This window comes from Pseudomonas sp. TE12234 (assembly GCF_054061835.1).
In genome coordinates this window covers 125,514-150,977 of record NZ_JBSSEP010000016.1, presented here as the reverse complement: position 1 = coordinate 150,977, position 25,464 = coordinate 125,514, and the positions used below count along the sequence as shown (strand labels likewise).

Annotated in this window: 26 protein-coding genes and 2 pseudogenes; 22 read left to right on the top strand and 6 right to left on the bottom strand. The window is 60.4% G+C overall.

Annotated features, from left to right (window positions below; all coding sequences use genetic code 11):
- Positions 1 to 82: 82 nt before the first annotated feature.
- The 16 genes and pseudogenes from ACVWYU_RS22780 to ACVWYU_RS22705 all read left to right on the top strand — a co-directional run.
- Positions 83 to 175, top strand: a pseudogene (locus ACVWYU_RS22780) (ABC transporter substrate-binding protein); the annotation flags it as partial.
- A gap of 82 nt (positions 176 to 257) precedes the next feature.
- The gene (locus ACVWYU_RS22775; protein WP_090319933.1) at positions 258 to 986 is read left to right on the top strand and encodes an ABC transporter permease; all 729 of its coding nucleotides are present in this window, start codon (positions 258 to 260) and stop codon (positions 984 to 986) included.
- Complete coding sequence (locus ACVWYU_RS22770; protein ID WP_247255046.1) at positions 983 to 1,693, top strand: ABC transporter permease; 711 nt, start codon at positions 983 to 985, stop codon at positions 1,691 to 1,693. The genes ACVWYU_RS22775 and ACVWYU_RS22770 overlap by 4 nt, the downstream gene beginning before the upstream one ends.
- A 16-nt stretch (positions 1,694 to 1,709) precedes the next feature.
- Positions 1,710 to 2,474, top strand: a complete 765-nt coding sequence (locus tag ACVWYU_RS22765; RefSeq protein ID WP_007936956.1) for an ABC transporter ATP-binding protein — start codon at positions 1,710 to 1,712, stop codon at positions 2,472 to 2,474.
- A gap of 196 nt (positions 2,475 to 2,670) precedes the next feature.
- Positions 2,671 to 3,093: an SgcJ/EcaC family oxidoreductase gene (locus tag ACVWYU_RS22760; RefSeq protein ID WP_247255045.1), complete on the top strand. Its 423-nt coding sequence runs from the start codon at positions 2,671 to 2,673 to the stop codon at positions 3,091 to 3,093.
- A gap of 109 nt (positions 3,094 to 3,202) precedes the next feature.
- Positions 3,203 to 3,364, top strand: a complete 162-nt coding sequence (locus tag ACVWYU_RS22755) for a DUF2986 domain-containing protein (protein WP_248916377.1) — start codon at positions 3,203 to 3,205, stop codon at positions 3,362 to 3,364.
- Between the two features lie 439 nt (positions 3,365 to 3,803).
- Positions 3,804 to 4,646, top strand: coding sequence for a transporter substrate-binding domain-containing protein (locus ACVWYU_RS22750; protein ID WP_457373720.1), 843 nt, complete (start codon positions 3,804 to 3,806; stop codon positions 4,644 to 4,646).
- A 52-nt stretch (positions 4,647 to 4,698) separates the two neighbouring features.
- Entirely contained in the window at positions 4,699 to 5,520 is an 822-nt protein-coding gene (locus ACVWYU_RS22745) for an amino acid ABC transporter ATP-binding protein (RefSeq protein WP_047530349.1), read from the top strand.
- An 11-nt stretch (positions 5,521 to 5,531) separates the two neighbouring features.
- On the top strand, positions 5,532 to 6,203 hold the full coding sequence (locus ACVWYU_RS22740; protein ID WP_090319946.1) for an amino acid ABC transporter permease: 672 nt from the start codon (positions 5,532 to 5,534) through the stop codon (positions 6,201 to 6,203).
- Between the two features lie 10 nt (positions 6,204 to 6,213).
- Complete coding sequence (locus ACVWYU_RS22735) at positions 6,214 to 6,879, top strand: amino acid ABC transporter permease (RefSeq protein ID WP_090319948.1); 666 nt, start codon at positions 6,214 to 6,216, stop codon at positions 6,877 to 6,879.
- A gap of 37 nt (positions 6,880 to 6,916) precedes the next feature.
- A complete protein-coding gene (locus ACVWYU_RS22730) occupies positions 6,917 to 7,798 on the top strand; it encodes a dihydrodipicolinate synthase family protein (protein ID WP_248916384.1) in 882 nt (293 codons plus the stop codon).
- A 58-nt stretch (positions 7,799 to 7,856) separates the two neighbouring features.
- On the top strand, positions 7,857 to 8,900 hold the full coding sequence (locus tag ACVWYU_RS22725; protein WP_457373719.1) for a 4-hydroxyproline epimerase: 1,044 nt from the start codon (positions 7,857 to 7,859) through the stop codon (positions 8,898 to 8,900).
- Positions 8,897 to 10,195, top strand: coding sequence for an NAD(P)/FAD-dependent oxidoreductase (locus tag ACVWYU_RS22720; protein ID WP_457373718.1), 1,299 nt, complete (start codon positions 8,897 to 8,899; stop codon positions 10,193 to 10,195). Before ACVWYU_RS22725 ends, ACVWYU_RS22720 begins: the two co-directional genes overlap by 4 nt.
- Positions 10,192 to 11,673 carry an aldehyde dehydrogenase family protein gene (locus tag ACVWYU_RS22715; protein WP_457373717.1) on the top strand — a complete coding sequence of 494 codons (1,482 nt, stop codon included), beginning with the start codon at positions 10,192 to 10,194 and terminating at the stop codon, positions 11,671 to 11,673. The genes ACVWYU_RS22720 and ACVWYU_RS22715 overlap by 4 nt, the downstream gene beginning before the upstream one ends.
- Positions 11,674 to 11,684: 11 nt before the next feature.
- Complete coding sequence (locus tag ACVWYU_RS22710; RefSeq protein WP_247255026.1) at positions 11,685 to 12,707, top strand: proline racemase family protein; 1,023 nt, start codon at positions 11,685 to 11,687, stop codon at positions 12,705 to 12,707.
- 71 nt (positions 12,708 to 12,778) lie between these two features.
- Positions 12,779 to 13,489: a GntR family transcriptional regulator gene (locus tag ACVWYU_RS22705; protein ID WP_090319966.1), complete on the top strand. Its 711-nt coding sequence runs from the start codon at positions 12,779 to 12,781 to the stop codon at positions 13,487 to 13,489.
- 15 nt (positions 13,490 to 13,504) lie between these two features.
- Here ACVWYU_RS22705 and ACVWYU_RS22700 read toward each other — a convergent pair whose 3' ends face one another.
- The gene (locus tag ACVWYU_RS22700) at positions 13,505 to 13,795 is read right to left on the bottom strand and encodes a hypothetical protein (RefSeq protein WP_247255025.1); all 291 of its coding nucleotides are present in this window, start codon (positions 13,793 to 13,795) and stop codon (positions 13,505 to 13,507) included.
- Positions 13,796 to 14,704: 909 nt separating this feature from the next.
- Here ACVWYU_RS22700 and ACVWYU_RS22695 point away from each other — a divergent pair.
- Both ACVWYU_RS22695 and ACVWYU_RS22690 read left to right on the top strand, forming a co-directional pair.
- On the top strand, positions 14,705 to 15,451 hold the full coding sequence (locus ACVWYU_RS22695) for a tetratricopeptide repeat protein (RefSeq protein WP_457373716.1): 747 nt from the start codon (positions 14,705 to 14,707) through the stop codon (positions 15,449 to 15,451).
- A 28-nt stretch (positions 15,452 to 15,479) separates the two neighbouring features.
- A pseudogene (locus ACVWYU_RS22690) lies at positions 15,480 to 15,989 on the top strand (MFS transporter); the annotation flags it as partial.
- Between the two features lie 313 nt (positions 15,990 to 16,302).
- Here ACVWYU_RS22690 and pcaG read toward each other — a convergent pair.
- The 4 genes from pcaG to ACVWYU_RS22670 form a co-directional block, all read right to left on the bottom strand.
- Positions 16,303 to 16,905 carry a protocatechuate 3,4-dioxygenase subunit alpha gene (gene pcaG / locus ACVWYU_RS22685; protein WP_090319973.1) on the bottom strand — a complete coding sequence of 201 codons (603 nt, stop codon included), beginning with the start codon at positions 16,903 to 16,905 and terminating at the stop codon, positions 16,303 to 16,305.
- Positions 16,906 to 16,917: 12 nt separating this feature from the next.
- Positions 16,918 to 17,637, bottom strand: a complete 720-nt coding sequence (gene pcaH / locus ACVWYU_RS22680) for a protocatechuate 3,4-dioxygenase subunit beta (protein ID WP_247255023.1) — start codon at positions 17,635 to 17,637, stop codon at positions 16,918 to 16,920.
- Between the two features lie 127 nt (positions 17,638 to 17,764).
- Complete coding sequence (pcaQ, locus tag ACVWYU_RS22675) at positions 17,765 to 18,694, bottom strand: pca operon transcription factor PcaQ (RefSeq protein ID WP_248916400.1); 930 nt, start codon at positions 18,692 to 18,694, stop codon at positions 17,765 to 17,767.
- Positions 18,695 to 18,882: 188 nt separating this feature from the next.
- A complete protein-coding gene (locus tag ACVWYU_RS22670; protein ID WP_390955527.1) occupies positions 18,883 to 19,806 on the bottom strand; it encodes a LysR family transcriptional regulator in 924 nt (307 codons plus the stop codon).
- A gap of 135 nt (positions 19,807 to 19,941) precedes the next feature.
- On the opposite strand from ACVWYU_RS22670, the gene ACVWYU_RS22665 reads away from it, so the two are divergent.
- Both ACVWYU_RS22665 and ACVWYU_RS22660 read left to right on the top strand, forming a co-directional pair.
- The gene (locus ACVWYU_RS22665) at positions 19,942 to 21,255 is read left to right on the top strand and encodes an MFS transporter (protein WP_457373715.1); all 1,314 of its coding nucleotides are present in this window, start codon (positions 19,942 to 19,944) and stop codon (positions 21,253 to 21,255) included.
- Positions 21,256 to 21,322: 67 nt separating this feature from the next.
- Positions 21,323 to 22,081, top strand: coding sequence for a creatininase family protein (locus ACVWYU_RS22660; protein ID WP_457373714.1), 759 nt, complete (start codon positions 21,323 to 21,325; stop codon positions 22,079 to 22,081).
- 154 nt (positions 22,082 to 22,235) lie between these two features.
- On the opposite strand, the gene ACVWYU_RS22655 is transcribed toward ACVWYU_RS22660, so the two are convergent.
- Positions 22,236 to 22,970 carry a FadR/GntR family transcriptional regulator gene (locus ACVWYU_RS22655; protein WP_090320005.1) on the bottom strand — a complete coding sequence of 245 codons (735 nt, stop codon included), beginning with the start codon at positions 22,968 to 22,970 and terminating at the stop codon, positions 22,236 to 22,238.
- Positions 22,971 to 23,233: 263 nt separating this feature from the next.
- On the opposite strand from ACVWYU_RS22655, the gene ACVWYU_RS22650 reads away from it, so the two are divergent.
- Positions 23,234 to 24,340 (top strand): mandelate racemase/muconate lactonizing enzyme family protein, encoded by a 1,107-nt coding sequence (locus ACVWYU_RS22650; RefSeq protein WP_247255012.1) that lies wholly within the window; start codon positions 23,234 to 23,236, stop codon positions 24,338 to 24,340.
- A 110-nt stretch (positions 24,341 to 24,450) separates the two neighbouring features.
- Entirely contained in the window at positions 24,451 to 25,392 is a 942-nt protein-coding gene (locus ACVWYU_RS22645) for an AEC family transporter (RefSeq protein ID WP_457373713.1), read from the top strand.
- Positions 25,393 to 25,464: the final 72 nt, after the last annotated feature.

Sequence of the window (25,464 nt, the reverse complement as noted above, 5' to 3'; positions counted from 1 at the left end):
GCGTGTGCATAAGACACTTCGCCCGCGCAGTACTCGCGCTCTTGCGGGGCACGTTCTTTCGATGGTCCTTGGGAATAAAACAATGAAAAAAGCATTTCTCACCGTTTCTGCATTGGCTTTGTGTAGGGCTGCCGGTTCCGCGCCGGCCAAGGAGTACAAGGCGTTGCGTTTTGGCGATCTGAATCTCTACAGCGGCAAATAATGACCCTGCGCCCATCTGCGGATGGGCACTTTTTTGATTGATGTAGGGCTGCTCAATGCTAGAAATCCTATTGCAGAATCTCGGACTGTCAGGCTTCAGCCTCAAGGGCTTCGGCCCACTGTTGCTGGAAGGCTCCTGGATGACGGTCAAATTGTCCTTTCTGTCCTTGCTGGTCAGCGTTGGCCTGGGCCTGATCGGCGCCAGCGCCAAACTGTCAAACGTCAAACTGCTGCGGGTTCCGGCCCAGCTCTACACGACGCTGATTCGCGGCGTGCCGGACCTGGTACTGATGCTGTTGATTTTCTACAGCCTGCAAACCTGGCTGACCAGCCTGACCGAAGCACTGGGCTGGGACTATATCGAAATCAACCCCTTTAGCGCCGGGGTCATTACCCTGGGCTTCATCTACGGGGCGTATTTCACCGAAACCTTCCGTGGCGCAATCCTTGCCGTACCGCGAGGGCAGATGGAAGCCGCTACCGCCTACGGCCTGACCCGCGCCCAGCGCTTCCGCTTCGTGGTGTTCCCGCAAATGATGCGTTTTGCCCTGCCGGGCATCAGTAATAACTGGATGGTGATTCTCAAGGCCACCGCGCTGGTGTCGATCATTGGCCTGGCTGATCTGGTCAAGGTAGCCCAGGACGCGGGCAAGAGCTCCTATCAGCTGTTCTTCTTCCTGATCCTGGCTGCCTTGATCTATCTGGTGATCACCACCGTTTCGAACTACGTCTTGCGCCGGATGGAAATCTTCTACGCGGCAGGTGCCCGGGAGGCCGTGCGATGATCGAGCTACTGCAGGAATACTGGCGACCCTTCCTTTTCCAGGACGGCAGTCAAATCACCGGGCTGGCCATGACGCTCTGGCTGCTCAGTGCCTCGATCTTCTTCGGCTTCGTGATGTCGATTCCGTTATCGATTGCCCGGGTCTCGACCAACGTCTGGGTGCGCTGGCCGGTGCAGTTCTACACCTACCTGTTTCGCGGTACGCCGCTGTATATCCAGTTGCTGATTTGCTACACCGGGATCTACAGCCTGGCCGCCGTGCGCGCTCAACCAGTCCTGGATGCGTTCTTTCGCGATGCGATGAACTGCACCATCCTGGCCTTCGCCCTGAACACCTGCGCCTACACCACGGAGATCTTTGCCGGGGCCATTCGCAGCATGAACCACGGTGAAGTCGAAGCGGCCAAGGCCTACGGCCTGACCGGCTGGAAGCTGTATGCCTACGTGATCATGCCGTCGGCCCTGCGTCGCTCGTTGCCGTACTACAGCAACGAAGTGATTCTGATGCTGCACTCGACCACCGTGGCGTTCACCGCAACCATCCCGGACATTCTGAAAGTCGCTCGGGACGCCAACTCGGCGACCTTCCTGACCTTCCAGTCGTTCGGCATCGCCGCGTTGATCTACCTGGCAGTCACCTTCTCCCTGGTCGGCCTGTTCCGCCTGGCTGAACGCCGTTGGTTGTCTTTCCTCGGCCCGGCTCACTAATTCAGGATGCTTGTTCATGTACAAACTGACCGTTGAAAACCTGCACAAAAGTTATGGCAACCATGAAGTCCTCAAGGGCGTTTCGCTCAATGCCAGGACCGGCGATGTGATCAGCCTGATTGGCGCCAGTGGTTCGGGCAAGAGCACTTTTCTGCGTTGCATCAACTTCCTGGAAACGCCCAATGACGGCGCCATGAGCCTGGACAACCAGCCGATTCAAATGGTCCATGATCGCCACGGCATGCGCGTGGCCGACGCCAATGAACTGCAACGCATCCGCACTCGCCTGGCGATGGTGTTCCAGCACTTCAACCTGTGGAGCCACATGACCGTGCTGGAAAACATCACCATGGCTCCACGTCGGGTGTTGGGCGTCAGCAAGAAGGACGCAGAGGATCGCGCCCGGCGCTACCTGGACAAGGTCGGTTTGCCGGCGCGGGTTGCCGATCAATACCCGGCGTTTCTCTCGGGTGGTCAGCAGCAACGGGTCGCCATCGCCCGGGCCCTGAGCATGGAACCGGAGATCATGCTGTTCGACGAGCCGACTTCGGCCCTCGACCCGGAGCTGGTGGGCGAAGTCCTCAAGGTGATCCAGGGGCTGGCCGAAGAAGGCCGCACCATGATCATGGTGACCCACGAAATGAGCTTTGCGCGAAAGGTATCGAACCAGGTGCTGTTCCTGCACCAGGGGCGGGTCGAAGAACAGGGTGCGCCTGAGGATGTATTGGGTAACCCCAAAAGTGAGCGCCTCCAGCAGTTCCTCAGCGGCAACCTGAAGTAACCGGAGCGCCTTCGAGCGATGGCAGGGTCGCTCGAAGGCGCTGGTTCAACCCTCAAAACGCCCTCGCTCAACCTGTCACCAAAGTCGACACATCCTTTGTGTTCCATCATTCTCGACGCCGTTCAACACTCATACCGCCACCGCCTGACTTCAACTTGAGGCGCCTGGGAATCCAGCACATATACGGCCCAACCCCATGACCAAGATGACAAAACCAGAAGATCTACCCGGTGCCTTTCAGGCGGCCTGGAACGGCCACGACATGGTTGCTCTCGGCGGCCTGTTTGATCCAGACGCGACGTTCGTCAATCGTTTCGGACACTATGTGCGGGGCATCGAAGCGATTGTGGCGCTGCACGTTCCCATTCACGAAACGATCTATCGCGACTCTACGCTCCAGAACGAGTTGATCGATGTCACGCCGATCGCCGACGGGGTGGCCGTCGTACATTTCTGGAGTCGCCTGGCCGCTGGCGCCGCCCATCCGGCCGGACCACATTTGGTCGATACGTTGATTCTCGCGGTGCTGACGAAGCAGGGCGAAACCTGGCGCATCAGAGCGCTTGAGAACGTGACCCTCACCAACCCGCGGACCGGTGAGGCGATCCTGCGTGATTAGCGTAGCGGGGGTGGCACCCGGTCGGGCGCCTGTGCTGGTGGGTGACACAACGAGCTGGCTGAGGGTCTTTAGCTGATATCATTCGGCAACTGTAAACCGAGTAGAAATCATGAATCGTCAAAAGAAACTAAAGCAGTTATTCAAGGCCAAGGCCAAAAAGGCGAGCGCCAAACTGGCACCGGTAAAAAAGAACAAATACATCAGTAAAGCCGACCGCTTGAAGCTGGCTGCCGAAGCCAGTGTCGACTCAGGCACTTCCTCTGAAAGCTGATCCCTATCGCTTGAGGCCCACCGGAAATTCCGGGTTTGATCGGGCTATGCAGTTCAATGGCAAGTGCCGCGAGGACGCGGCCTGACCATTCATTCACGCCGAAACTGCTTTGCGGTTCCGGCTCGCGTTTCTGCAACTGAGCAGGCATTAGCCGCAACGGCGCCTGCAGATCGGCCAATCAACGGGTTGTGCCTTGCAGGTCTTTGACCTGCTCCTCTCTGTGCCCACCGCTTCGCCCATTTCCGATCACTTTCTCCAACCCGTGCGCCAACAGCCACCACCGGCTGCGTTGGCACCTTCCCGATAATTTTTTCCGTCTCGTGTTGACAGCTCAATTCGTTCGATTCTAATCTGCATACAGCGCTGCACACATAGTGGCGCACATCGATGTAGATTTGTACCTTCCTGCCTACAAGAACGAAATATCGGAGAGGTCAAAATGGCTCGGTTCCTTCCTCGCACCATCCGCAACATGCTCGTTTGTGCATCCGCTATCGGCGCGCTGCTCACCCAGGTCCCGGCCCAGGCGGCTGACGTTTCACTGTGGAAAGACATACAGAAAGCCGGTGTCCTGCGCTGCGGGGCCGCGGTTGCCGCGCCTTACGTGATGCGCGATGCGCGTTCCGGCGAATACAGCGGCTACTTCGTGGACCTGTGCCGTGACTTTGGCGAGAGGGTGCTGAAGGTCAAAGTCGAGTTCGTCGACACCAACTGGGACAACCTCGTGGCGGGGTTGCAAGGGGGCAAGTGGGACATGGCCATGGCGCTCAACCAGACGCCTGAGCGCGCACTGGCGGTGAGTTTTTCAGTGCCGGCCACGGACTATCAGGTCTCGCTGCTGATCAACAAGGACAACCCGAAGCTGGCCAGTGCCGGCAACACCATCGGCGACTTCGACAAACCTGATGTGACCTTCGCCGTGATGTCCGGCACCGCTCAGGACAAGGCCATTTCGGCGGTGATCAAGCTGGGCAAGATCATGCGCCTGCCGGGGATGGATGAAGTGCGCATGGCCGTGATGTCCAAGCGTGCCGACGTGCTGGTCGATGCCAGCGACACCAACCACCTCTTCGCCGTGGCCAACCCTGGCTGGACCAAGGAAGTGCTGCCCAAACCGGCACTGGCCAAACAAGGCGTGGCGTTTGGTGTGCGCCGGGATGTGAGCGCTGCCGATTTGCAGACGCTGAACATCTACCTGGCCCAGCGCCGCGAGACCGGTGAAATCGACGCCTTGGTCGACAAGGCTTCGCAACTGGCCAACGCCGACAAAACCCCTCAGTAAATCCCGCCGATGGCGAGCGCGCAGCGGGCTGCGCGTTCCCGGAGAACGTCCGATGAAAGCTTCCAATCTGGCGGCGGTGCCGTCACGGCCTCTGCACGCCTGCGAAACGAAGAGCAGCGAGTTCATCCAGCTGCGCGATGTCTACAAGTCCTACGGCGAAAACCTGGTGGTCATGGATCACCTGGACCTGGATATGCGGGCCGACGATCGTCTGGTGATCATTGGTCCAAGCGGCAGCGGCAAAAGCTCGTTGCTGCGCGTCATGATGGGGCTTGAAAGCATTCAGGGCGGGACCATCCGCTTTCAGGGCAAGCCTTATATCGACGGCAATGCCCGAGGCAAAGGCAAGCCGATGGACTGCTCGCTGCAAACCCAGGTGGGCATGGTGTTCCAGCACTACACGCTGTTTCCGCACCTGTCGGTGTTGGGCAATCTGATTCTGGCGCCGATGAAGGTGCATGGCCTGTCCCGGACCCAGGCCACCGAAAAGGCCCGGGCGTTGCTGGCGCGGCTCGGCCTGGAAAGCAAGCTCAACGTCTATCCCAGCCAGTTGTCCGGCGGCCAGAAGCAGCGCGTGGCGATCGCCCGGGCGCTGATGCTGGAACCCAAGCTGATGCTGTTCGACGAAGTCACCTCGGCGCTTGACCCCGAAATGGTCATCGAAGTGCAGAACGTCATGCTGCAACTGGCCGAACAGAAGATGGCGATGATCATCGTCACCCACGACATGCACTTCGCCCGCCATATCGCCACCCGCGTGGTGTTTTGCGCCAACGGCAAGGTGGTCGAGCAAGGCCATCCCGACCAGTTGTTCACTCAGCCCAGGGAACCGCGCACCCGCGAGTTCCTGGAAAAAGTGCTGCACCTGGATTGAGGAGCCTGATCATGAATTATCAATTCGATTTCAACTTTCTCCAGGGCAATGTCGGCCTGCTGTGGGACGGGCTCAAAGTCACCCTGCAACTGGCGCTGGTGTCGAACATCGTCGGCCTGGTGCTCGGTTTCGGCCTGTGTCTGCTGACCTTGAGTCGCTGGTTTTTCCTGCGCTGGCCGGCGCAGATGTTCATCGAGTTCTTCCGTTGCACGCCGGTGCTGTTGCAGATCGTCTGGTTTTTCTATTGCGTGCCGATGCTGTTCAACGTGTTCATCGACCCCATCACCATGGGCGTGCTCGCCCTGGGGCTGAACCTCACCGCATTCAACGCCGAAGCCTATCGGGCCGGCGTGCAGGCGGTGCCCCATGAACACCTCGATGCCAGCGTGGCCCTGGGCCTGCGCCCCTGGCAACGCACGCTCTACGTGATTCTCCCGCAGGCGCTGCGCACGGCCATTCCGGTGTTGATGACCAATGGCATCTCGATTCTTCAGCAAAGTGCACTGGTGGCGATCGTCGCGGTGGGCGACCTGATGTACGTCGGCAAAAGCATCGCCACCGAAGCCTACCGCCCGCTGGAAACCTATTCGCTGATCGCGCTCATCTACTTCGCGCTGTCGTTGCCCATCGCTCAGTTCGTGCAATGGCTGGAACGCCGTCAGGACACCGCGCTCGCGCGCTGAGGAGGTCGTCATGAATCTTGATTTCACTGTGGTGTTTTCGTATTGGCAGGCCTTGCTGCAAGGGCTCGCGCTGACCCTGGTGTTCACCGTCGGGTGCGCAATCATGGGCAGCCTGTGCGGGTTTCTGCTGAGCCTGTTGCGGGCCTCGCGCCGTCGCTGGTTGAGTGTTCCGGCCGGCTTGTACGTGGAGTTGTTCCGCGGCACGCCACTGCTGATCCAGCTGTTCTGGGTGTTTTTCTGTTTTCCGGTGGTGTTCGGGATCGACATCGCGCCCTACGTGTCGGTGTTGCTGGCACTGACCCTGTACATGACCGCGATCACCAGCGAGACCTTCCGGGGCGCACTCAAATCGATACCCGGCGAACAGCATGACGCCTGCGTCGCACTGGGCCTGGCCTCATGGAACAAGACGGTGTTCGTGGTGTTCCCCCAGGCGTTGCTGCGAGGCATTCCGCCGCTGCTTTCCAACGTGGTTTCACTGTTCAAGGAAAGCGCGCTGATTTCCTCGGTGGGCATCGCCGACCTGATGTTCGTCGGCCAGAACATCTCCAACAGCACGGCCCGGCCAGTCGAGTTCCTCTCGGCGGTGGCGGTCATCTATTTCCTCGTAGCGTTCCCGTTGACCCGGCTGGTCGGCGTGGTCGAGACGCGGATGCTGCGTCGTTATGCGTACTAACCCCAACCCTCGTACTCAAATCCGTGGAGTGTCTGCAATGACTCAACTCAAAGGCATCCTGCCTGCTCTGGTCACACCGTTCGACAAGGCTGGCAACGTCAATTACGACATGCTGGGCAACATCATCGAGTTTCAACTCAAGGCGGGCGTCACCGGTTTCGTGCCGCTGGGTTCCACCGGTGAGTACTACGCACTGACCAATCAGGAGCGGCGGCAGATTCTGGCCACCGTGCGCGAAGTGGTGGGGGACCGTGGGGTGTTGATTGCCGGTGCCAACGGCGCCTGCACCCGCGAGGTGATCGAGCAGGTGAAGCAGACCCGCGACGCCGGCTACACCAACCTGCTGATCGCGCCGCCTTACTACGCACTGCCGTCCCAGGACGAGTTGATCGGTCACTACCAGGCCATTCTCGACGCTGCACCGGACATCAATGTGGTGCTGTACAACTACCCGGTGCGGACCAACGTCGAAGTCGGCTTTACCGTGCTGGACGCTTTCAAGGACAACGATCGCGTGATCGCGATCAAGGAAAGCAGCGGCAACCTGCTGCGTGCGATTGAGATCGGCAACACCTACAAGGACAACTATCAACTGTCGTGCGGTTCCGACGACCAGGCGCTGGACTTCTTCCTGTGGGGCGCCAGCAGCTGGATCTGTGGCCCGGCCAACTGCCTGACGCAGCAGGTCTGTGATTTTTACAGCAAATACACCAGTGGCGACCTGACCGGCGCCCAAGACATCGTGCGTTCGCTATTTCCGGTACTGGCGGACATGGAGTCGGGCAAGTTCATCCAGAAGGTCAAGTACGGCTGTGAGCTGGCAGGTTTCGATGCCGGCGCCGCGCGCATGCCGCTGCAACCGCTGACCAGCGACGAGAAGGCCAGCTTCCGCAAGGCTTTCGAAATGGCCCAGGGTTAATGGCACTGGCCGCATCGGTCGCCACGTCCGGCCGATGCGGCACGACGGAGTGAATGAGATGAGCCGACACGTTTTCAACAGTATCGAAGGCCATACCGAAGGCATGCCCGTACGCATGGTGATCGCCGGAGCGCCGGCCCTCAAAGGCAGGACCATGAGCGAGCGACGGGAACACTTCATGGCCGATTTCGACTGGATTCGCCGTAGCCTGATGCTTGAACCGCGCGGTCACTCGCACATGTCGGGCACGATTTTCTACCCGCCGCTGCGTGCCGACAGCGACTTCAGCCTGTTGTTCATCGAGACGTCCGGCTGTTTGCCCATGTGCGGTCACGCCACGCTGGGCTCGATTACCTTTGCCCTGGAGGCCGGTCTGATCGAACCGAAAGTCCCGGGCACGGTGGTGGTGGATGTACCGGCGGGGCAGATCCATGCGACTTATGTACGCGACGGCGACAAGGTCAGTGCGGTGCGTTTCACCAACGTTCCATCGTTCTTGCTGCACCGTGATCTGCTTCTCGACTTCCCGCCCCTGGGGTTGCTGAAGGTCGACATTGCCTATGGCGGTAACTTCTACCCGATTATCGAGGTGCAACCCAACTTTCCGGGCTGCGAACATTTCAGCCCACAGCAACTGCTGGAATGGGGCAGGGAGATGCAGGATCTGGTCAACCGGACAATTGACGTGGTTCATCCGGAAAACCCGGCCATCAGGGGCGTCAAGCACTGCATGTGGACCGGCGCGCCGTTGTCCGCACAATCCCAGGGCCGGGCCGTGGTGATTGCCGGGGCGAGCCTGATCGATCGTTCGCCCTGCGGCACCGGCAGTTCGGCCCGGGTCGCCCAGCGTTTTGCCCGTGGCTGGCTGGCTGAAGAGGGTGCCTATCGTCATGAAAGCCTGATCGGCAGTTTTTTCGTCGGCCGCGTGGCCCAGGCCCTGCAATTGGAAGACGGCACTGCCGCGATTCGCCCCAGCATTGAAGGAAGGGCATGGATCACCGGGCGTGCCGAGTTTATTGTCGACGACACCCAACCCTGGTGGGACGGCTTCAGTCTGGAAGATTATGCCGCTCCAGCCTTTGCTCAAGGGACTTCCCTATGACACCTGCACAGCCCGTTGCACAAGCACCCTTTCCCGCAGAGAAAGCTGTGGTGGTCGGCGGTGGCATCGTCGGCGTCTGTTGTGCCCTTTACCTGCAACGCGAAGGCTATGCCGTGACCCTGATCGACCCGGCCGCGGCGGGCGACAGCACCGCCAAATGGAGTTGCGGGCAAATGGCGGTCAGCGAAGTGATTCCGCTGTCCAAGCCCGGCATCCTGAAAAAAATCCCCGGCTGGCTGCTCGACCAGAAGGGACCGCTGGCGCTCAGGCCCGGCGCCTTGCCCGGCATCCTGCCGTGGTTCCTGCGCTTTCTGGCCTGTGCCCGGCATTCGAAGATTGTCGAGATCGCCGAAGACATGGCGACCCTGACGCATCAGGTCTACGAGGACTATGCGCCTTTGCTGGCGGCATGCCCGGACAAGACCCTGATGGGGCAACGGCCGATCATCGAGGTGTTCGATACACCGGCAGGCCTGGAACATGAGCGTGAGCATCTGGCGTTGCGCCAGGCACTGGGTTTCAAATCCGAAGTGCTGGACGCGGCGGCCATCTCGGATCTCGAACCGTCGTTGGCCGGCAGGTTCAGCCATGGCCTGCTGTTTTCAGACTGGCGCGCGGTCAGCGATACCAAGGGCTTTATTGCCGCATTGACGCAGAGCTTTCTCGATCAGGGCGGCGTCCGCGTGCGTGGCCAGGTCAAGCGCATCGATGAAGTGGCCGACCGTGCCAGTGGCGTCACCCTCGCCGATGGCCAACGCTATGCGGCCGATCAGGTGGTGATCGCCGCTGGCACGGGCTCGCGACAGTTTTTCGAGCAGATCGGTGCGCAGGTGCCGCTGGCCGGCATCGCCGGCTATCAAGTGTTGTTGCCCAGCCCCGGCGTGGAGATTCGCCATTCGGTGATTTATGCCGATGGCGGGTTCTGCTTCAGCCCGATGTCCCGTGGTTTGCAGATTGGCGGCACCATCGAATTCGCCGGCCCGAACGCCGAGCCGAATTTCAAGCGCGCCGACATCATTCTCGAGAAAGCCCGAAAAATTCTTCCCCGGTTGCAACTGGACCAGGTCGAGTACGGCGTCGGCTATCGCCCGTTTCTGCCCGACACCAAGCCGGTCATCGATCGCAGCAGCCGGCTGTCGAACGTGTTCCTCGCGTTCGGCCACGGCCAGCTCGGCCTGACGCTGGGTGCAACCACCGGACGACTCATCACTGACCTGGTTGTCGGGCGAAAACCCGCCCAGGACCTGACCCCTTTCAGCGCCCAGCGCTTTGCCCTTGTTGGAGGCCATGCATGAAATCCTTTGACCAGCTCTATATCGACGGCCAGTGGGTTCGCCCCAAAAATGGCGGCACCTTGGACACGATCGATCCGAGCGATGAGTCGGTGATCACTCAAGTCGCGGCAGCCACCGCAGAAGACATCGACCTGGCTGTCAGCGCCGCACGCCGGGCATTTGATGACGGTCCCTGGCCACAAATGACCGGGACCGAGCGCGCGACGATTTTGCGGGCCATCGCCAACGGCATTCGCCAGCGCCAGGACGAACTGGCCGGGCTTGAGGTGCGCGACAACGGCAAGCCGTTGCCCGAAGCCCAGTGGGACATTGCCGATACCGCGGGCTGCTTTGACTTTTATGCTGATCTGGCCGAAGGCCTGGACGGTCGTCGTGAGCAGCACATTGCGCTGGCCGATGAGCGCTTCACTTCCATTGCGCGCAAGGAGCCGGTGGGCGTTGCCGGGGCGATCATTCCCTGGAACTTCCCGATGCTGATGGCCGCCTGGAAAGTTGCACCGGCACTGGCCGCTGGCTGCTGCATGGTGCTCAAGCCGTCGGAACTCACGCCGCTGACCGCCCTGGTTCTGGCGGACATCGCCCATCAGGCCGGTTTGCCTGCCGGTGTACTCAACGTGGTCACCGGCCTCGGCCCGGATGCCGGCGCCCCCCTGAGCGAGCATCCCGGTATCGACAAACTGGCCTTTACCGGCAGCGTGCCAACCGGAACGCGGATCATGCAGGCCGCCGCCCGCGACATCAAAAACATCAGCCTGGAACTGGGGGGCAAGTCGCCGTTCATCATCTTCGACGACAGCGATATCGAAGCCGCAGTCGAATGGATCATGTTCGGCATTTTCTGGAACCAGGGGCAGGTGTGTTCGGCGACTTCAAGGGTGCTGGTCCAGCGCGAACTTTACGAACCGCTGCTCAAGCGTCTGGTGGAGCAGACCCGGCGCGTGAGCATCGGCAACGGTATGGATGACGGTGTGCTGCTTGGCCCGTTGGTCAGTCGTGGCCAGTACGACAAGGTCCTGGCGGCCATCGCCCGTGGGCGGGAGGAGGGCGCGACGCTGCTCACCGGCGGCACGCGTCCGGCCCATTGCGAGAAAGGCTACTTCCTGACACCGGCGATTTTTGCCGACGTGCCGCAGGACAGCTGGATCTGGAAAGAAGAAATCTTCGGCCCGGTGGTGTGTGTACGCCCCTTCGATGACGAAGCCGATGCCGTGCGCAGCGCCAACGACTCGCGCTTCGGCCTCGCGGCTGCCGTGATGTCCCGGGACAGTGCCCGTGCCGAACGCGTCGCCCGCCGGCTGCGCGCGGGCATCGTCTGGGTCAATTGCTCCCAACCGACCTTCACCGAGGCCCCTTGGGGCGGCTACAAGCAAAGTGGTATCGGGCGTGAGCTGGGTGAGTGGGGCCTTAATAATTACCTGGAAACCAAGCAGATCACCCGTTATGACAGCGAGCAGCCCTGGGGCTGGTACATCAAGTAAAGGACCCGGACATGCGCTGGAAAAAGACGCTGCAAATGGCTGATGTGCATTGTGAAGGCGAGATCGGCAAGGTCATCACCGGCGGAGTCATCGATATCCCCGGCAAGACCCTGCTCGACAAGATGAACTACATCAACGACGTCGACGACAGCCTGCGGCGCCTGGTGATGCTGGAGCCGCGCGGTTGCCTGCAGATGTCGGTGAACCTGCTGTTGCCGCCGACCCGGCCCGAAGCCCAGGCCGGGTTCATCGTGCTGCAGGCGGACAAGGCTCACCCCATGTCCGGCAGCAACTGTATTTGTGTGGTCACCGCCTTGCTGGAATTGGGGATGCTGGAGATGGTCGAGCCCGTGACCACGGTGGTGCTGGACACCCCGGCGGGCCTGGTGACCGCCCGTGCCCGCTGCGCGGACGGGCGCTGTCAGAGCGTTTCGCTGGACATGGTGCCGTCCTTTGTCGAGCAACTGGATGTGCCGATCGAGACCGCGGATTTTGGTGTGATCAAGGCCGACATTGCCTTCGGTGGTGTCTATTACGCGCTGGTGGACGTTGACCAGATCGGCCTCACGATTGCCCCCGAGAACGCCCGTGAACTGGCTACTCAAGGCGTGCGTCTCAAAGGCCTGATCAATCAGCAGGTCAAGGTGCGCCACCCGTTGTTCAAGGCACTCGACGACGTGGCTTATGTGATGTTCCGCCATCGCGTGGACTCGCATACCTACCAGACCTGTACCACGCTGCCGCCGGGGCGGGTCGACCGCTCGCCCTGCGGCACGGGCAGTTCGGCGAACCTGGCGACCCTGAGCGCCCGCAACCTGGTCGAAGTGGGGGATACACTCACTTCGCGTTCGACCATTGGCGGCGAATTTCAGGTCGAGCTGCTGGGGCTGACGAACGTGGGCGGAAAACCGGCGGTGTTGCCCAGAGTCACCGGGCGGGCGTGGATCTATGGGCTGCACCAGATCGGCGTCGATCCGGACGACCCGTTGGCGGCCGGTTTTATGCTGAGTGATACCTGGGGTGAGGGTTTCTAACTCTCCCCTGGCAAATGTTAAAGTGGCGGGCTGGCCGGATGACTGGCCTGCATTGTCGAGAGCATGACCCTATGAGCAAAGAAACGACTGAAGCGACCAGTGGTGCCAAACGCCATGGCGGTCGCTACATCTACGAAGAATTGCGCAAGCAGATCCTGACGCTGAAGCTCAAGCCGGGCGTGCCGCTGGACGAAGTGTCCCTGGCCGCCCAGTTCGGTCTGTCCCGCTCGCCAGTGCGTGATGCGCTTGCCCGTCTGATCAGCGAAGGCCTGGTCACCATCCTGCCGAACCGCACGCTGTTGGTGACCCCCTTCGAAATCGAAGAATTCCCCAACTACATTTCCGCCCTGGACCTGATCCAGCGCGCGGTGACCCGCCTCGCGGCGCAGCACCGAACCGATGAAGACCTGGTGCGTATCCGTGCCGCCGACGCGGCCTATCTGGACGCCGTCAGTGCCGGGGATTTCCAGGCAATGTCCGAAACCAACAAGGCATTGCACATGGCGATTGCCGAGGCCGGAAAGAATCCGTACTTCATCAGTTACTACGAGAAGCTGTTGGGCGAAGGTCAGCGCCTGCTGCACCTGCACTTCGACTACATCGTCAGCACGGCCACCAGCTCAACCTCTCTCGGCCGCGACCACGATGAAATCGTCGACGCCATAGAGGCGCGTGATCCTGACGAAGCAGAGAAGGCCGCGCACGAACATACGATGCTGTTCCGACGACGCTTCCTGGCGTACCTGCAACAGAACCTGACCGAGAAGATGTCGGTGGGTTGAGATCAACGGGAAGGGCTATTTGATCTGCACAATGACCGGCCCTTCTGTCACGATCGGCGGGTTCGCCCGGATATTCGAGGCGTTTTTCTGAATCCAGTCACGCGCGACTTTCAGGCTTGCATCGGTGCTGGCCTTGTCCGTGCAAACGGTCACCGCGGTACCGCCATCACCGGTATTGAGCAATGTGTAGCTGACGAGGCCCGGCACTGTCCGCAGGGCCGCTTCGACGTCGGCACTGCGCGCTTCCAAAAGCTCGAAAAGCTGCTTTGCTCCCGTACCCAGGTAGGTTCTTATCACCGCATACATAGTGGTCTCCCGGGGCTACTGCGTTGACGCCAATCCAGATCCGCTCGTAGCCGCTGTCACTCAAGATTGAGTTCGTCCTGATGTATACAGCTTAGCCAAACGCCGGATACGAGCGAAATACGACGACCATCGGCCAGTTTTGAGCCATTGCAGACGGTCGGATTGCACGCAGATTGTTCGGTGCCGTCGCCCTAGCGACGATAGTAGCGGTGATCCTCCTCGTAACGGTGCCGCATGGCCCGGTCCTCCTGTCGCTCCCACTCACGACGGCGTTCAGCTTCCCGACGGGCTTGCTCTCTGCGCCAATTCTCTCTGCGCCATTCGTCTCGGCGCCAATCATCTCTATGATCGTACCAACGGCCGTCATGCCAGTATCGGTCGTCGTCATGGGCAAGCAATGGCCCCGGCGGGTTGCCGGCCATACTGGCCAAGGTCGGCCAAGGGTTGCCGGCGACCTGGACAGGTGCCTGAACGGCGGCGACTTCAGGTGCGAAAACAGGGGTAGAGGTCTTGATCTGTGTGGCGGATGCCGAGCTCACTGCCGCGAACGCGAACAGGCCGAAGAGCACCCTCCGTGGGACATGGAATTTCATGAGCGAAGACAACCTCTGATTGGCAATGGGACGCGTGGCCATCTGACCGCGGGAAGCCTGCGAGGGGGCGTGCTTGCCGAGCGAATGTGCCTATCCACATAGACCGATAAACAGGGAAAAGTTCTAGAGACCCGTTGCTAAATAGCCAACAGTTTCAACTGTGGGGGGTTAAAAAAGGGGACTGGTTGCGACGGCTGTTGCAGCAGGAACTTCAGGGCATTGGCCTGGTCAATAGCGGCCCTGTACCGGAAATGCCCGGCAGCGCTTTGGTCTTTTTACGGCAGTGCCGTCCGAGTTCAGTCGAGTCCGCCCCCTGATGCCAACCAAGAGTTTTCTGCCGGGCTTCATTCTGGTGTTCTGCGCCGTCGCGTCGTTTTGTTCTGTGGCTGCCGAGCGAAGAGTGCCCGCGCAAAGCAACAGCGCCTCAACCACCCTGATCGAAACAGCCTCGCGGCAGTATGGAAATGGCCAGCTGGACCAGGCCGCCGCGACGCTGGAGCGTGCCCTGCATATCCAGCCGAACAATCCCGCGACGCTGCATTACCTCGGTGTGTTACGCCTTCAGCAGGGGCAGTACCAGCAGGCTGAAACCCTGGCGGCGCGCTCGAACATGCGGGTTGGTCGCAACATTGAGTTGCGCAACCGCAACTTCCAATTGATCCAGGCGGCGCAGCAGGCCCAATCTTCAAGTCCCCCACCCAATGCCAAAGAGAACCAGGTCGCCATACAGAAGGGGCTTGAAGGGGAGGTCCAAAGGCGCCGCGAAGCCGAAATGGCGATGATTGAGCAATCCACTCCTGACACGGGGCGCGATGCTGCCAACGTCGCTGGTGCAGAGGCGGTTCGGTTTTCGGATGCACCGACGGCTGGAACATTGCAAATGGCTAATGTCGAGCCAGAGCGTGCTGACGCCGACGTTGAGATTCCCCGAGGCCATATGCCGCCCCCGGGCAAATGCCGAATTTGGTTTCCCGATCGTCCGCCGGGACATCAGCCTCGACCCGGTAAATGCAAGAAGCTGCGGCATCGGGTTCCCGCAGGGGCTTACCTGTTGCACGGTTGAATTTCTGAGTGCCCTGTTTGGCGTCGAGATGCTGGGGCAGAGTCGGGACCATGGGGTACAGGCACTGGCACTCTGTGGTGCCGGGTTGATGCTCGCGGTGTTGGCCTGGCGACACATGCGGCGCAGGGAGCAACCGTTACTGGCGCTGGACGTTTTGGCCATCCGTACATTCAGCGTCTGCCTGTGTGGCGGGTCGATTTTTCGGATCGCCATCAGCACCTTGCCGTTTCTGCTGCCGCTGATGTTTCAACTGGCCTTCGGTCTTTCCGCGCTGGATTCGGGGCTGCTGGTATTGGCTGTCTTCGCCGGCAACCTGGGCATGAAACCGTTCACCACGCGGGTGATGGAACGATGGGGATTTCGCCCCATACTGCTGATCAACGGCTTACTCGGCGTTCTGGCGATAGCGGCCTGTGCGTTGCTGAATGAGCGCATGAGTCGGGCGCTGGTGCTGTTCATTCTGTTCGTCGGTGGCCTGTCACGATCCATGCAGTTCACCGCGTTCAACACCTTGGGTTTTGCCGATGTGCCCAAGGCACAGATGAGCGATGCATCGTCCTTGTTCAGCATGTTTTTCCAACTGAGCATGGCGATGGGGGTGGCAACGGGGGCGTTGCTGCTACGGCTGTCCATGAGCATTCATGGCCATGCCGAACAGGCGCAGACGGTGGACTTTCAGCTGACGTTTCTGTGCGTGGCCGTGATTGCGGCGATTGCGTTGCTGGACAACCTGAGATTGCCACCGAAGGCCGGCGAGTCCGTGTTGCAGCGAGCCTGGCGGGGGAGGGCCTCTCCAGGCGCAGATGGCCTCCCGGCAAAGGGGAGGCCGTCTCGATACGGTGCCTGCGACGTCAGAAGTCGAAGAACACGGTTTCCGCTTCACCTTGAACGTGAATGTCGAACCGGTAGGCCAATTTCCCGTCAACCGTGCAGCGCCTGGCGATCAGGGATTCGCGTCGATGGGGTTGTTCGATCAGATTCAGCACGGGATCCACGGCATTCGCCTGGGGTTCGTCGTCGAAATACAGTCGCGTCTGCAAGTGGATGTTGATGCCCCGGGCAAACAGCGACACGTTGACATGCGCGGCCATGGCAACGCCCGCGGCGTTTTTCACCACGCCCGGCTTCACGGTGTTGATCGTCCATTCACCGACATCAGTCGTGGCGGTGCGGCCAAAACAGTTGAACGGTTTTTCCAGGTCGTAGCCGCTGTCATAGACGCCATCGTGATTGGCTTGCCAGAACTCCAGAAACGCGTCGCGAATCAAGTGGCCGTTGCCGTCATACACGTGGCCCAGCAACACAATGTGCTCACCAGGCGCGCCAGGCTTGGCCATCTGGTTCCAGATTTCCTGTTCGCGCGGCGGATTGCCGGCAGCTTCCAGTGCCAGGCCGATATGCACATAGGGGCCGGCCGTTTGCGACGGGGTTTCAGGCAGAAGTTGAACGGGCATGCGCAGGCCTCCTCAGCAGTTTTCGAAGTGGGTCTTGCGCTGGCCGCGCAGGACGATGTCAAAACGATAAGCCAGGCAATCCATCGGATTGGCCATGCTCATATCCAGTCTGGCGATCAGGCTTTGCACCGCGTCCTGGTTCGAGATCGACTTGACGATCGGGCACATGGGGATCAGCGGATCACCTTCGAAATACAGCTGGGTAATCAAGCGTGTCGCAATGGACGGGCCACTGATGGAGACATGGATATGGGCCGGGCGCCAATCGTTGGGGCCGTTGCGCCAAGGGTAGGGGCCGGGCTTGACCGTACGGAAGCTGTAGTTGCCATCGCGGTCGGTCAGTGCGCGGCCGACACCGCCGAAATTCGGGTCGAGCGGGGCCAGGTAGCTGTCCTTCTTGTGCCGGTAACGGCCACCGGCGTTGGCTTGCCACATCTCCACCAGGGTATGGGGAATCGGCTTGCCGTGCTGATCACACACGCGACCGGCGACAATGATGCGTTCGCCGATCGGCAGGCCACCGTGATTGAAGTTCAATAGCAGATCGTTATCGTGCTGACCCATCTTCAGGTGGGAAAAGTCCGGGCCGCTGGTTTCGGACAGGGATTGGGGAATGCTCACCAGTGCCTGGCGCGGGGAGCGCAGGATCGACGTCTTGTAGTCGGGGGTCAGGGCTTTTGGATGCCAGTTACGGTCACGAATGACGAAGCGGCTGTCGTGCGCATCAGACATGTCGTTTTTCCTGTTGTTATGGTTGGACGGAGGCGGGCACTGCGTTGGCAGCGACACGTGACCCCAGTTTCCTCCTGTGCGACCGGATGCAAAATTGAAAAAAACGACCCTATCCATATCCAGATGGTTATGGATATTGTCCTTCGCGATATTCCTGCCCGATCTCGCGCAGGGCTTCCACGCACCACTGCGCCGCTGGCGTCACCGGCAATGCAGGATTGCTGCACACCCCCACCGAACCGCCGGGTTCGCGCATCCCCAGGTCCAGCTCCACCAACTCACCTTGCCTCAAGTCCTGCCTGACAGCGTCATAGGGCGCCACCCAGATGGCCTGACTGCATTGCACATAGCGCCGACTCAGGGCGATCGACAGGGTTTCCAGGCGTTGGCGTGATGGCGTGATCCCGTGCTGCACAAACAGGCTGTCGGCGAACTTGCGGATCGTCGTCCCCGCCGACGGCAAGACCAGCGGATAGTCCTCGAGGTTTTTATGCCCCTGCGGATCGCTGAGGGCCGGGTGGCCGGCGCGCACCACCAGGGTCATCGACTCGCTGTAGAGGTGCTCGAACGTCAGGCCGGAGATCAACGGGCTATCGGTCATCCGACCGACCACCAGGTCCAGTTCGCCGACCCGCAGTTGCGACAACAGATAAGCGCTGGGCCCGGTCATGACACTGACCACCAAAGCGGGATGTCGATCGTGCAGGCGGCGAACCACTTCAGGAACCAGCAGACTTTCGACGGTGGACAGCACACCAAGTTGCACGGTAACCGGTTCATGCACACCGGAGCGCAGACTGTTGACCCCTTCGCGCAGCGATTGCACGCTCGGCCCGGCGTAGCGCAGGAAGGCGGCACCGGCCTCGGTCAGCGTCGAACCCTTTTTGCCCCGTTCAAACAGGGTGGCCTCCAGCAGGGTTTCCAGTTCCTTGAGGGTCTTGGAAAGCGCCGGCTGGCTGATCGCCAACTTGTCGGCGGCACGTGCCAGGCTGCCCTGGCGCGCCACTTCGAGAAAGCACACCAGATGACGGAATTTGATTCGGGTATCGATGTTCAATCAGGTGTTCTGCCTTGGTGGTGTGGCAAGCACTCTTGCGGGTGCCTGCTGCTGATGATGATAGGCGGTTATCGGCCGACGTGGCCGACCAGGAGCGCGGCTCGAGCCGCGATCAGACAAAGCTTATTTCAAAATGAATCGCTTAAACCAAGGGTACGTCAATCAAGCGTGTGTCATGACCGGCCGCGTCACGCCTCCTCACCCGGCTCAAACATCGGCAAGCGCTGCAGCATCCAGTTGAGCAGCTCTTGGGCGGGGGCGGCCAGGGGACGGCCGGACTTGACCAGCAGTTTCGCCTCGACGCCGAGGAAGATCGGGTGGTCGATGGGGACGGCCGCCAGGCTGCCCTGGGCGATTTCCCGATAGGCCGCGAATTCTCCCAGCAACGAAGCGAAATCCCCGGCAGCGATCAGGCGCTTGAGGGCTGCCAGGGAGTTGCTGACCAGCGCCGGGCGGATCTCGATTTTCTCCGCATACTCGAGCATTTTTATCGCATGGCCGATGCCGAAGGTGGTGGGCGTCAAGACCAGTTGGCAGGCGAGCAGGTCTTCGACGGTGGCCGCACGACCGTTCAAGGCCAGTGGATGATCCGGGCGCACCAGCAGCATGACGGGCTGCGATGAGGTTGCACGAAAGTCGATCTGCGCGTGCAGCGGCGGATTATAGGCAAGGCCGATATGCGCACGGTTTTCTGCCACTTCGTTCATCACGTCATCGACGGGAAGGATGTCCAGGGTGACATCCAGTTTTGGGTACTGCTTGCAGAACGGCGCGAGCACGTTGTCGACCAGGGCATCGACATAGCCCTCACTGATCACCACACGCACATGACCTTGCTGCAGGCCCTTGATCGCTTGTAACTGGTCTTCGAGCTTTTCCTGGTGAGACCGGTACCCGCGCCAGAACTCCAGCAAATGCGCGGCGGCCTCGGTCGGCTGGACACCGCGCGCCTGCCGTTCGAAAAGCCTCGCCCCTAACTCCTCTTCCAGCAACTTGATCTGCCGGGTGATCACCGAGGGGGAGGTGTTGATGCTGTCTGCGGCGCCTCGAATCGAGCCGTGGACGAGCACCTCATGAAAATACCGAAGCCGTTGCTGGTTGATCTCGCGCATGTCGGGCATCCTTGAAAGTTGCGTTGCCTATAGAGCAACGGTACGCGAACTTAGTTGCTCTTGCTGGGTTTTTGTCGTCGGGGCACCATCCTTTGGACCCCCCCACCGGCCAACAAGAATAAAACGGAGACCCCTATGTCAGCCTTTGTACCGACGGCACGAAGTGGCGCCCTGTCTGCCCTTTACCGCAAGCTCAATGGGCGGCTGCTGCCGCTGCTGTTCATTTGCTATGTCTTCGCCTATCTGGACCGCATCAACGTCGGTTTTGCCAAACTGCAGATGCAAAGTGATCTCGGGCTTTCCGACGCGGCTTATGGCGCAGGGGCCGGTATCTTTTTTCTGGGGTACGTGTTGTTTGAACTGCCCAGCAACCTGATGCTTCCCCGGGTGGGGGCGCGCAAGACGTTCAGTCGCATTCTGGTGTTGTGGGGCATAACCTCCGCCTGCATGCTCTTTGTCCGCGACGTGCCGACGTTCTACCTGATGCGTTTTCTGCTGGGTGTATTCGAAGCCGGTTTCGCGCCGGGGATGATCTATTACCTGTCTTGCTGGTACGGTCCGACACGCATGGCCCGCGCCATTGCCATCGTGTTCATCGCCGGGCCCATTGGCGGCATAGTCGGTGGTCCGCTTTCCGCCTGGCTGATGACCACGCTTTCCGGCATCGGCGGTTTGGCCGGGTGGCAGTGGATGTTTCTGATTGAAGGTCTTCCCTGCGTGTTCCTCGGTATCCTGACCTTCTTTGTCCTGTCCAATCGGCCCTCGGACGCCCATTGGCTGAGTGCTGAAGAAAAGCAATTGCTGGAGGCAGAGGTGGGTACATCAGCGGGACAAACCCATTCGTTCAGGGCCGTTTTGCGCGACCCGAAAACCTACGTCCTGGCCTCGGCTTACTTCTGCATCATTTTCTCGATCTACGCCATGAGCTTCTGGTTGCCGGCCATCCTCAGGGCTCAGGGTGTTGATGACACGCTGCAATTGGGTTGGTATTCCTCTATTCCGTATGTCGGGGCCGCAATCGGCATGTACCTGATAGGGCGCCGATCCGACCGCGTCGGTGAAAGGCGCTACCACTGTGCAGTGCCCGCGGGCATCGGGGCGGTTCTGCTGCTGGCGTTTCCGTTTGCAGAAGGGCACTGGTGGGTATCGCTGGGGCTGCTGACCGGGGCCACCACCACGATTTTCATGGCTTACACCGTGTTCTGGGCCATGCCCTCCGAACACATCAAGGGCGAAGCCGCGGCGGGCGGTATCGCCTTCATCAATACCATCGGTCTTTGCGGTGGCTTCTGGGGGCCTGCGGTCATTGGGTGGGCGAAAACGGCCACCGGTAACATGAACCTGGGCATCGTCGCCGTTGGCTGTGCATCACTTTGCGCGGCAATGGTCATCACTCGCAGCCGATCGCTATCGGGTGAACACGCTGCACCTCAATACAGCTCTGTTTGATCAGATACCGACAACTTCAATTGAATCGTCGTGTTCCGCAAGGAACCTTGCAATGGAGATAACTTAGATGCTTTTACACCTGTCGACCTGGGCCGAAATCGGCGAATTCCTGCAGCGCAGTCGGACCATCGTTGTCCCGATCGGTTCGAATGAACAACACGGTCCTACGGGCCTTTTGGGTACCGACTGGATGTGCCCGGAAATCATTGCCCACGAAGCCCAGAAATCAGCAGACATCCTGATTGCTCCGACTTTCAACATTGGCATGGCCCAACACCACCTGGGTTTTCCGGGAACCATTTCGCTACGTCCCTCAACCTTCATCGCCGCCATTGGCGACTGGGTGCGGTCGCTGGCTGCGCACGGGTTCGAGAAAATCCTGTTCCTCAATGGTCACGGCGGTAATGTCGCCTCGATTGAAGCAGCGTTCTCGGAGCTTTACGCCGAGGCGAGCTTCGCCCGACGTCCGGCGGGGTTTGCGCTGAAGCTGTGCAACTGGTGGGACCTCGAAGGCATTGGCGAGCTGGCGCGAGAGCAGTTCCCAACGGGCCATGGTGTGCATGCCACCCCGTCCGAAATTGCCGTGACCCAATGGGCGTACCCGGACTCGATCAAGTCGGCCGGGTATTCGCCCCAGATCGCCGCGTGGGGGCCCATCCGGGAAGCGCAAGACTTCCGCGCGCGTCATCCCGATGGCCGCATGGGTTCGGACCCGGCTCAGGCAACGCCGGAAAAAGGTCATGCATTGGTGATGATGGCGGCCAAGGGCCTGGTGCAGGAACTGGACGCCTTCAGTCGGGAATCGACACCCCACGGCAACGGCTGAGACACGTCATCGAGGCCAGCTCATTGGGGTCAATGGCTGGCCGATTGAAAGCTTTGGGAAAAACTGGCGCCCCAATGAGGCGCCTTCAAGGTCGCAGGGCACGACCTTCATTCATTTGTAGAACAACAATACAACCAGCCTCCAGCGTACGAGGTCAGAAAAACTTGATCTCGTAACCAAATCTCGAGGCGGCTGCGACGATATGCTGCCCCATGATCTGCCGCGCCGCCGCCGCATTCCTTTCGCTGAAAGCCTGCACCAGGTCTTCATGTTCCCCGCGTGCCGCATGCGGAATATTGCTGAACACCGGGCCTCGCCGCGCGAAGGTCATGCTGATCAGTGCGCGCATCGGCTCGAGCACCGTGCGGATCATTGTCTCGAGATAATCGTTGCCCGACGCGGCGGCCACGGCGCGATGAAAGTCGAGGTCAGCGTTGACGGTTTCCAGCGTCGGTTCGCCTTCGTATTGCATTCGCAAGACGGCTGCCTGAATGGCTTTGAGTTTGTGCGGCGTCATGTGCGTCGCCGCCAGCGCAGCGGCCTGGCTTTCCAGTACGGCCCGCACTTCGAACATGTTGCGGATCGTATTGTCGCCGTCCAGCAAGGGCGCACTCGCGCGCGCTGGGGACGGTTCCGGCGAGGGGGGCGCGGCAGCGACGAACACGCCCACACCCTGGCGGGACTGGATCAGTCCCTGGGCCCGAAGCGTCGCGATGCCTTCGCGAACGACGTTCCGGCTGACGCCGAAATTTTGCGAGAGAAACTGTTCGGTCGGCAGGCGGTCACCCGGCCGCAGTCGTCCGGAGGCAATCTCATCGCTCAACGAGCGGGCGATGTGCTCGGCCAGATGAGGTCGCCGCGCCACGGGTTGCACATTCATTTCACTCATGCGGATTCATCCCTCTCACTTGTCTACTTAATCTACATCAGAAGACTTGTTCCTGACAGTCATAACTGAATTTCATTGTCGACATCAATAAAATAAGTCAATAAAAACAATAGTTTAATGATGATTTAGATCAAAGTCTGCCATGGGTCAGTAGTTGTTCAGTTGAGGAACAACAGGATGTCTTGTACGTTGTCCTCAACCTGGCACGGGCGAAATCCGAAAGTCGCCGCGCCACCGTTGCAACCTGCTTGAGGCGCCGTCTTATGAAAATTGCCAGTATTGAAACCATTCCGTTGCGGATTCCCTTCACCACAGGAGGGCGGTCGGCCGGCGGGGTATGGGGGCCGAAAGACCTGCAGATGGTCGACTCCCTCGTGGTCAAGATCACCACGGATGACGGTATCGTCGGCTGGGGCGAAACCTTCGGCTTCACCGCGATACCGGCGGTGAAAGTGGTGATCGACACGATCCTCGCGCCCGAATTGATCGGTAGCGATGTCACGCGGCGCGAGAAATTGCAGGGCGATCTGCAGAAGAAGTTTCACGTCTTCGGTCGCAGCGGCGCGTTCATCTTCGGCCTGTCGGCGATTGATATCGCGCTGTGGGATATCGCCGGCAAAGCGGCCGGCAGACCGATCTACCAACTGCTTGGCGGCAGTGAAGCCACTTCGCTGGCGGCCTATGCAAGCCTGATCCGCTATGCCGACCCCGAACTCATCCGCGTCAACGTGCAACGCGCGGTCAACAGCGGTTTCCGCCACCTCAAGCTGCACGAGGTTGACGTCGAGGTCATCCGCGCCGCGTGCGAAGCCGCGGGCCCCGGCGTGGAAATCACCCTCGACGTCAATGCCCCCTGGACGGTGCGCGAAGCGCTGGACATGACCGAAAAACTTCGCCCGTTGAACCTGCGCTGGATCGAAGAGCCGGTATGGCCACCGGAAAACTATTCGGGGCTGGCGACAGTGCGCAAGCAGGGCGGCATTCCCGTTGCGGCCGGCGAAAACGCCTCGACCTTGATGGACTTCCAGCACCTGCTTGAAGCCGGTGCGGTCGATTTCATTCAACCCAGTCCGGCAAAAATGGGTGGCATCACCGAGCTGCAAAAAGTCTATGCACTGGCCAACGCCCACAACGTCACCGTGATGGTTCACGCCTTTTATGACGGCCCCGGCCTGCTGGCCGCCGTGCATGGCAGTGCCGCCCTGGGGGGTGCGAAGTCCCTGGTCGAATGGCGTTACTTCGATCTCGAAGCGCAGCTCTATGGCGACGCGATCATTCCGCGTAATGGGCGCATCGACGTACCGCAAGGGCCGGGACTCGGTCTCGAGCCGGACCAGGACGTCATCCGCGACTACCGCTTCAAACCCTGACCGCCCAAGCCGCCCGGCCTTTGCCGGGTGATTGCCGCCGACGCAACAACCGTCGGCCGCGATCGGCGATGGCGACATTCTTGATAAAAATAAATACGAGGATTGCGGACATGTTAGACAGAATCGTAGGGCCCATCTTGCCCGTCGCCTTTGTGATCGCGCTGGGCTATATCGCCGGCAAGCGCGGACGGCTTACCCATTCGGACAGCCTGCTGATCAGCCGGCTGGTACTCGGCTGGATATTCCCGGCGCTGCTGTTTGTCGGGATGGCGAGCACGCCGCGAGAACAGCTCCTTGATTTCAAATTCGTCGCGGCCACGTTTATCGGCATCATGGGCATGTACACGATTGCGCTGGCGATCGGCTGGTTCACCACGCGCAATCTCAAGGTCGCGACGCTCAAGGGCTTCGTGAATGGTTATCCGGACGCGGCCTTCATGGGTATTCCCATCCTCGCCACGATGTACGGCGCCGGCAGCATTTATTCGGTGCTCGTGCTGAACCTGATTGCGAGCCTGGTGATGATCCCGCTGACGACCATGTTGCTCACCATCGCCGATGGAAAGGGCAGTGGTACCCAGGCGTTCGTGTCGAGCCTGTCGGGAGCGGTGCGTCGTCCGCTGATGTGGGCGCCGGCCCTGGGCATTCTGATTTCGCTGCTGCAGGTCAAGATGCCGCCGATTGCCGCGGAATCCCTCACGCTTCTGGGCAAGGCGACGCCTGGCGTATCCCTGCTGTGCCTGGGATTGATCATGTCATCCGAGAAACTGAAGATGTCGGGTGAAGTCTGGGGCAACCTCGGGCTCAAGCTGTTCATTCACCCGGCATTGATGTTCGCTGCCACTGTCGTACTGGGCACCCACGGGCTTTACGCACAACAGATGATCCTGCTTTGCGCGCTTCCGTCGGCGACCATCCCGGCGATGTTCGCCAACCAGACCGGCGCCTATCAGAGTGAAGCCGCGACCTCCATTCTGGTCAGCACCGTGTTGTCGATCGTGACGTTCTCGGCGGCGATCTACCTGATTGATGGAGGGCTGGCGGCAGCCTGATGGAGGACTCGGCGGATGGCGTGGCGCTCGTGACGAGTTGCCACGCCTGCGCGCCATGCCACGCTGTTGTAG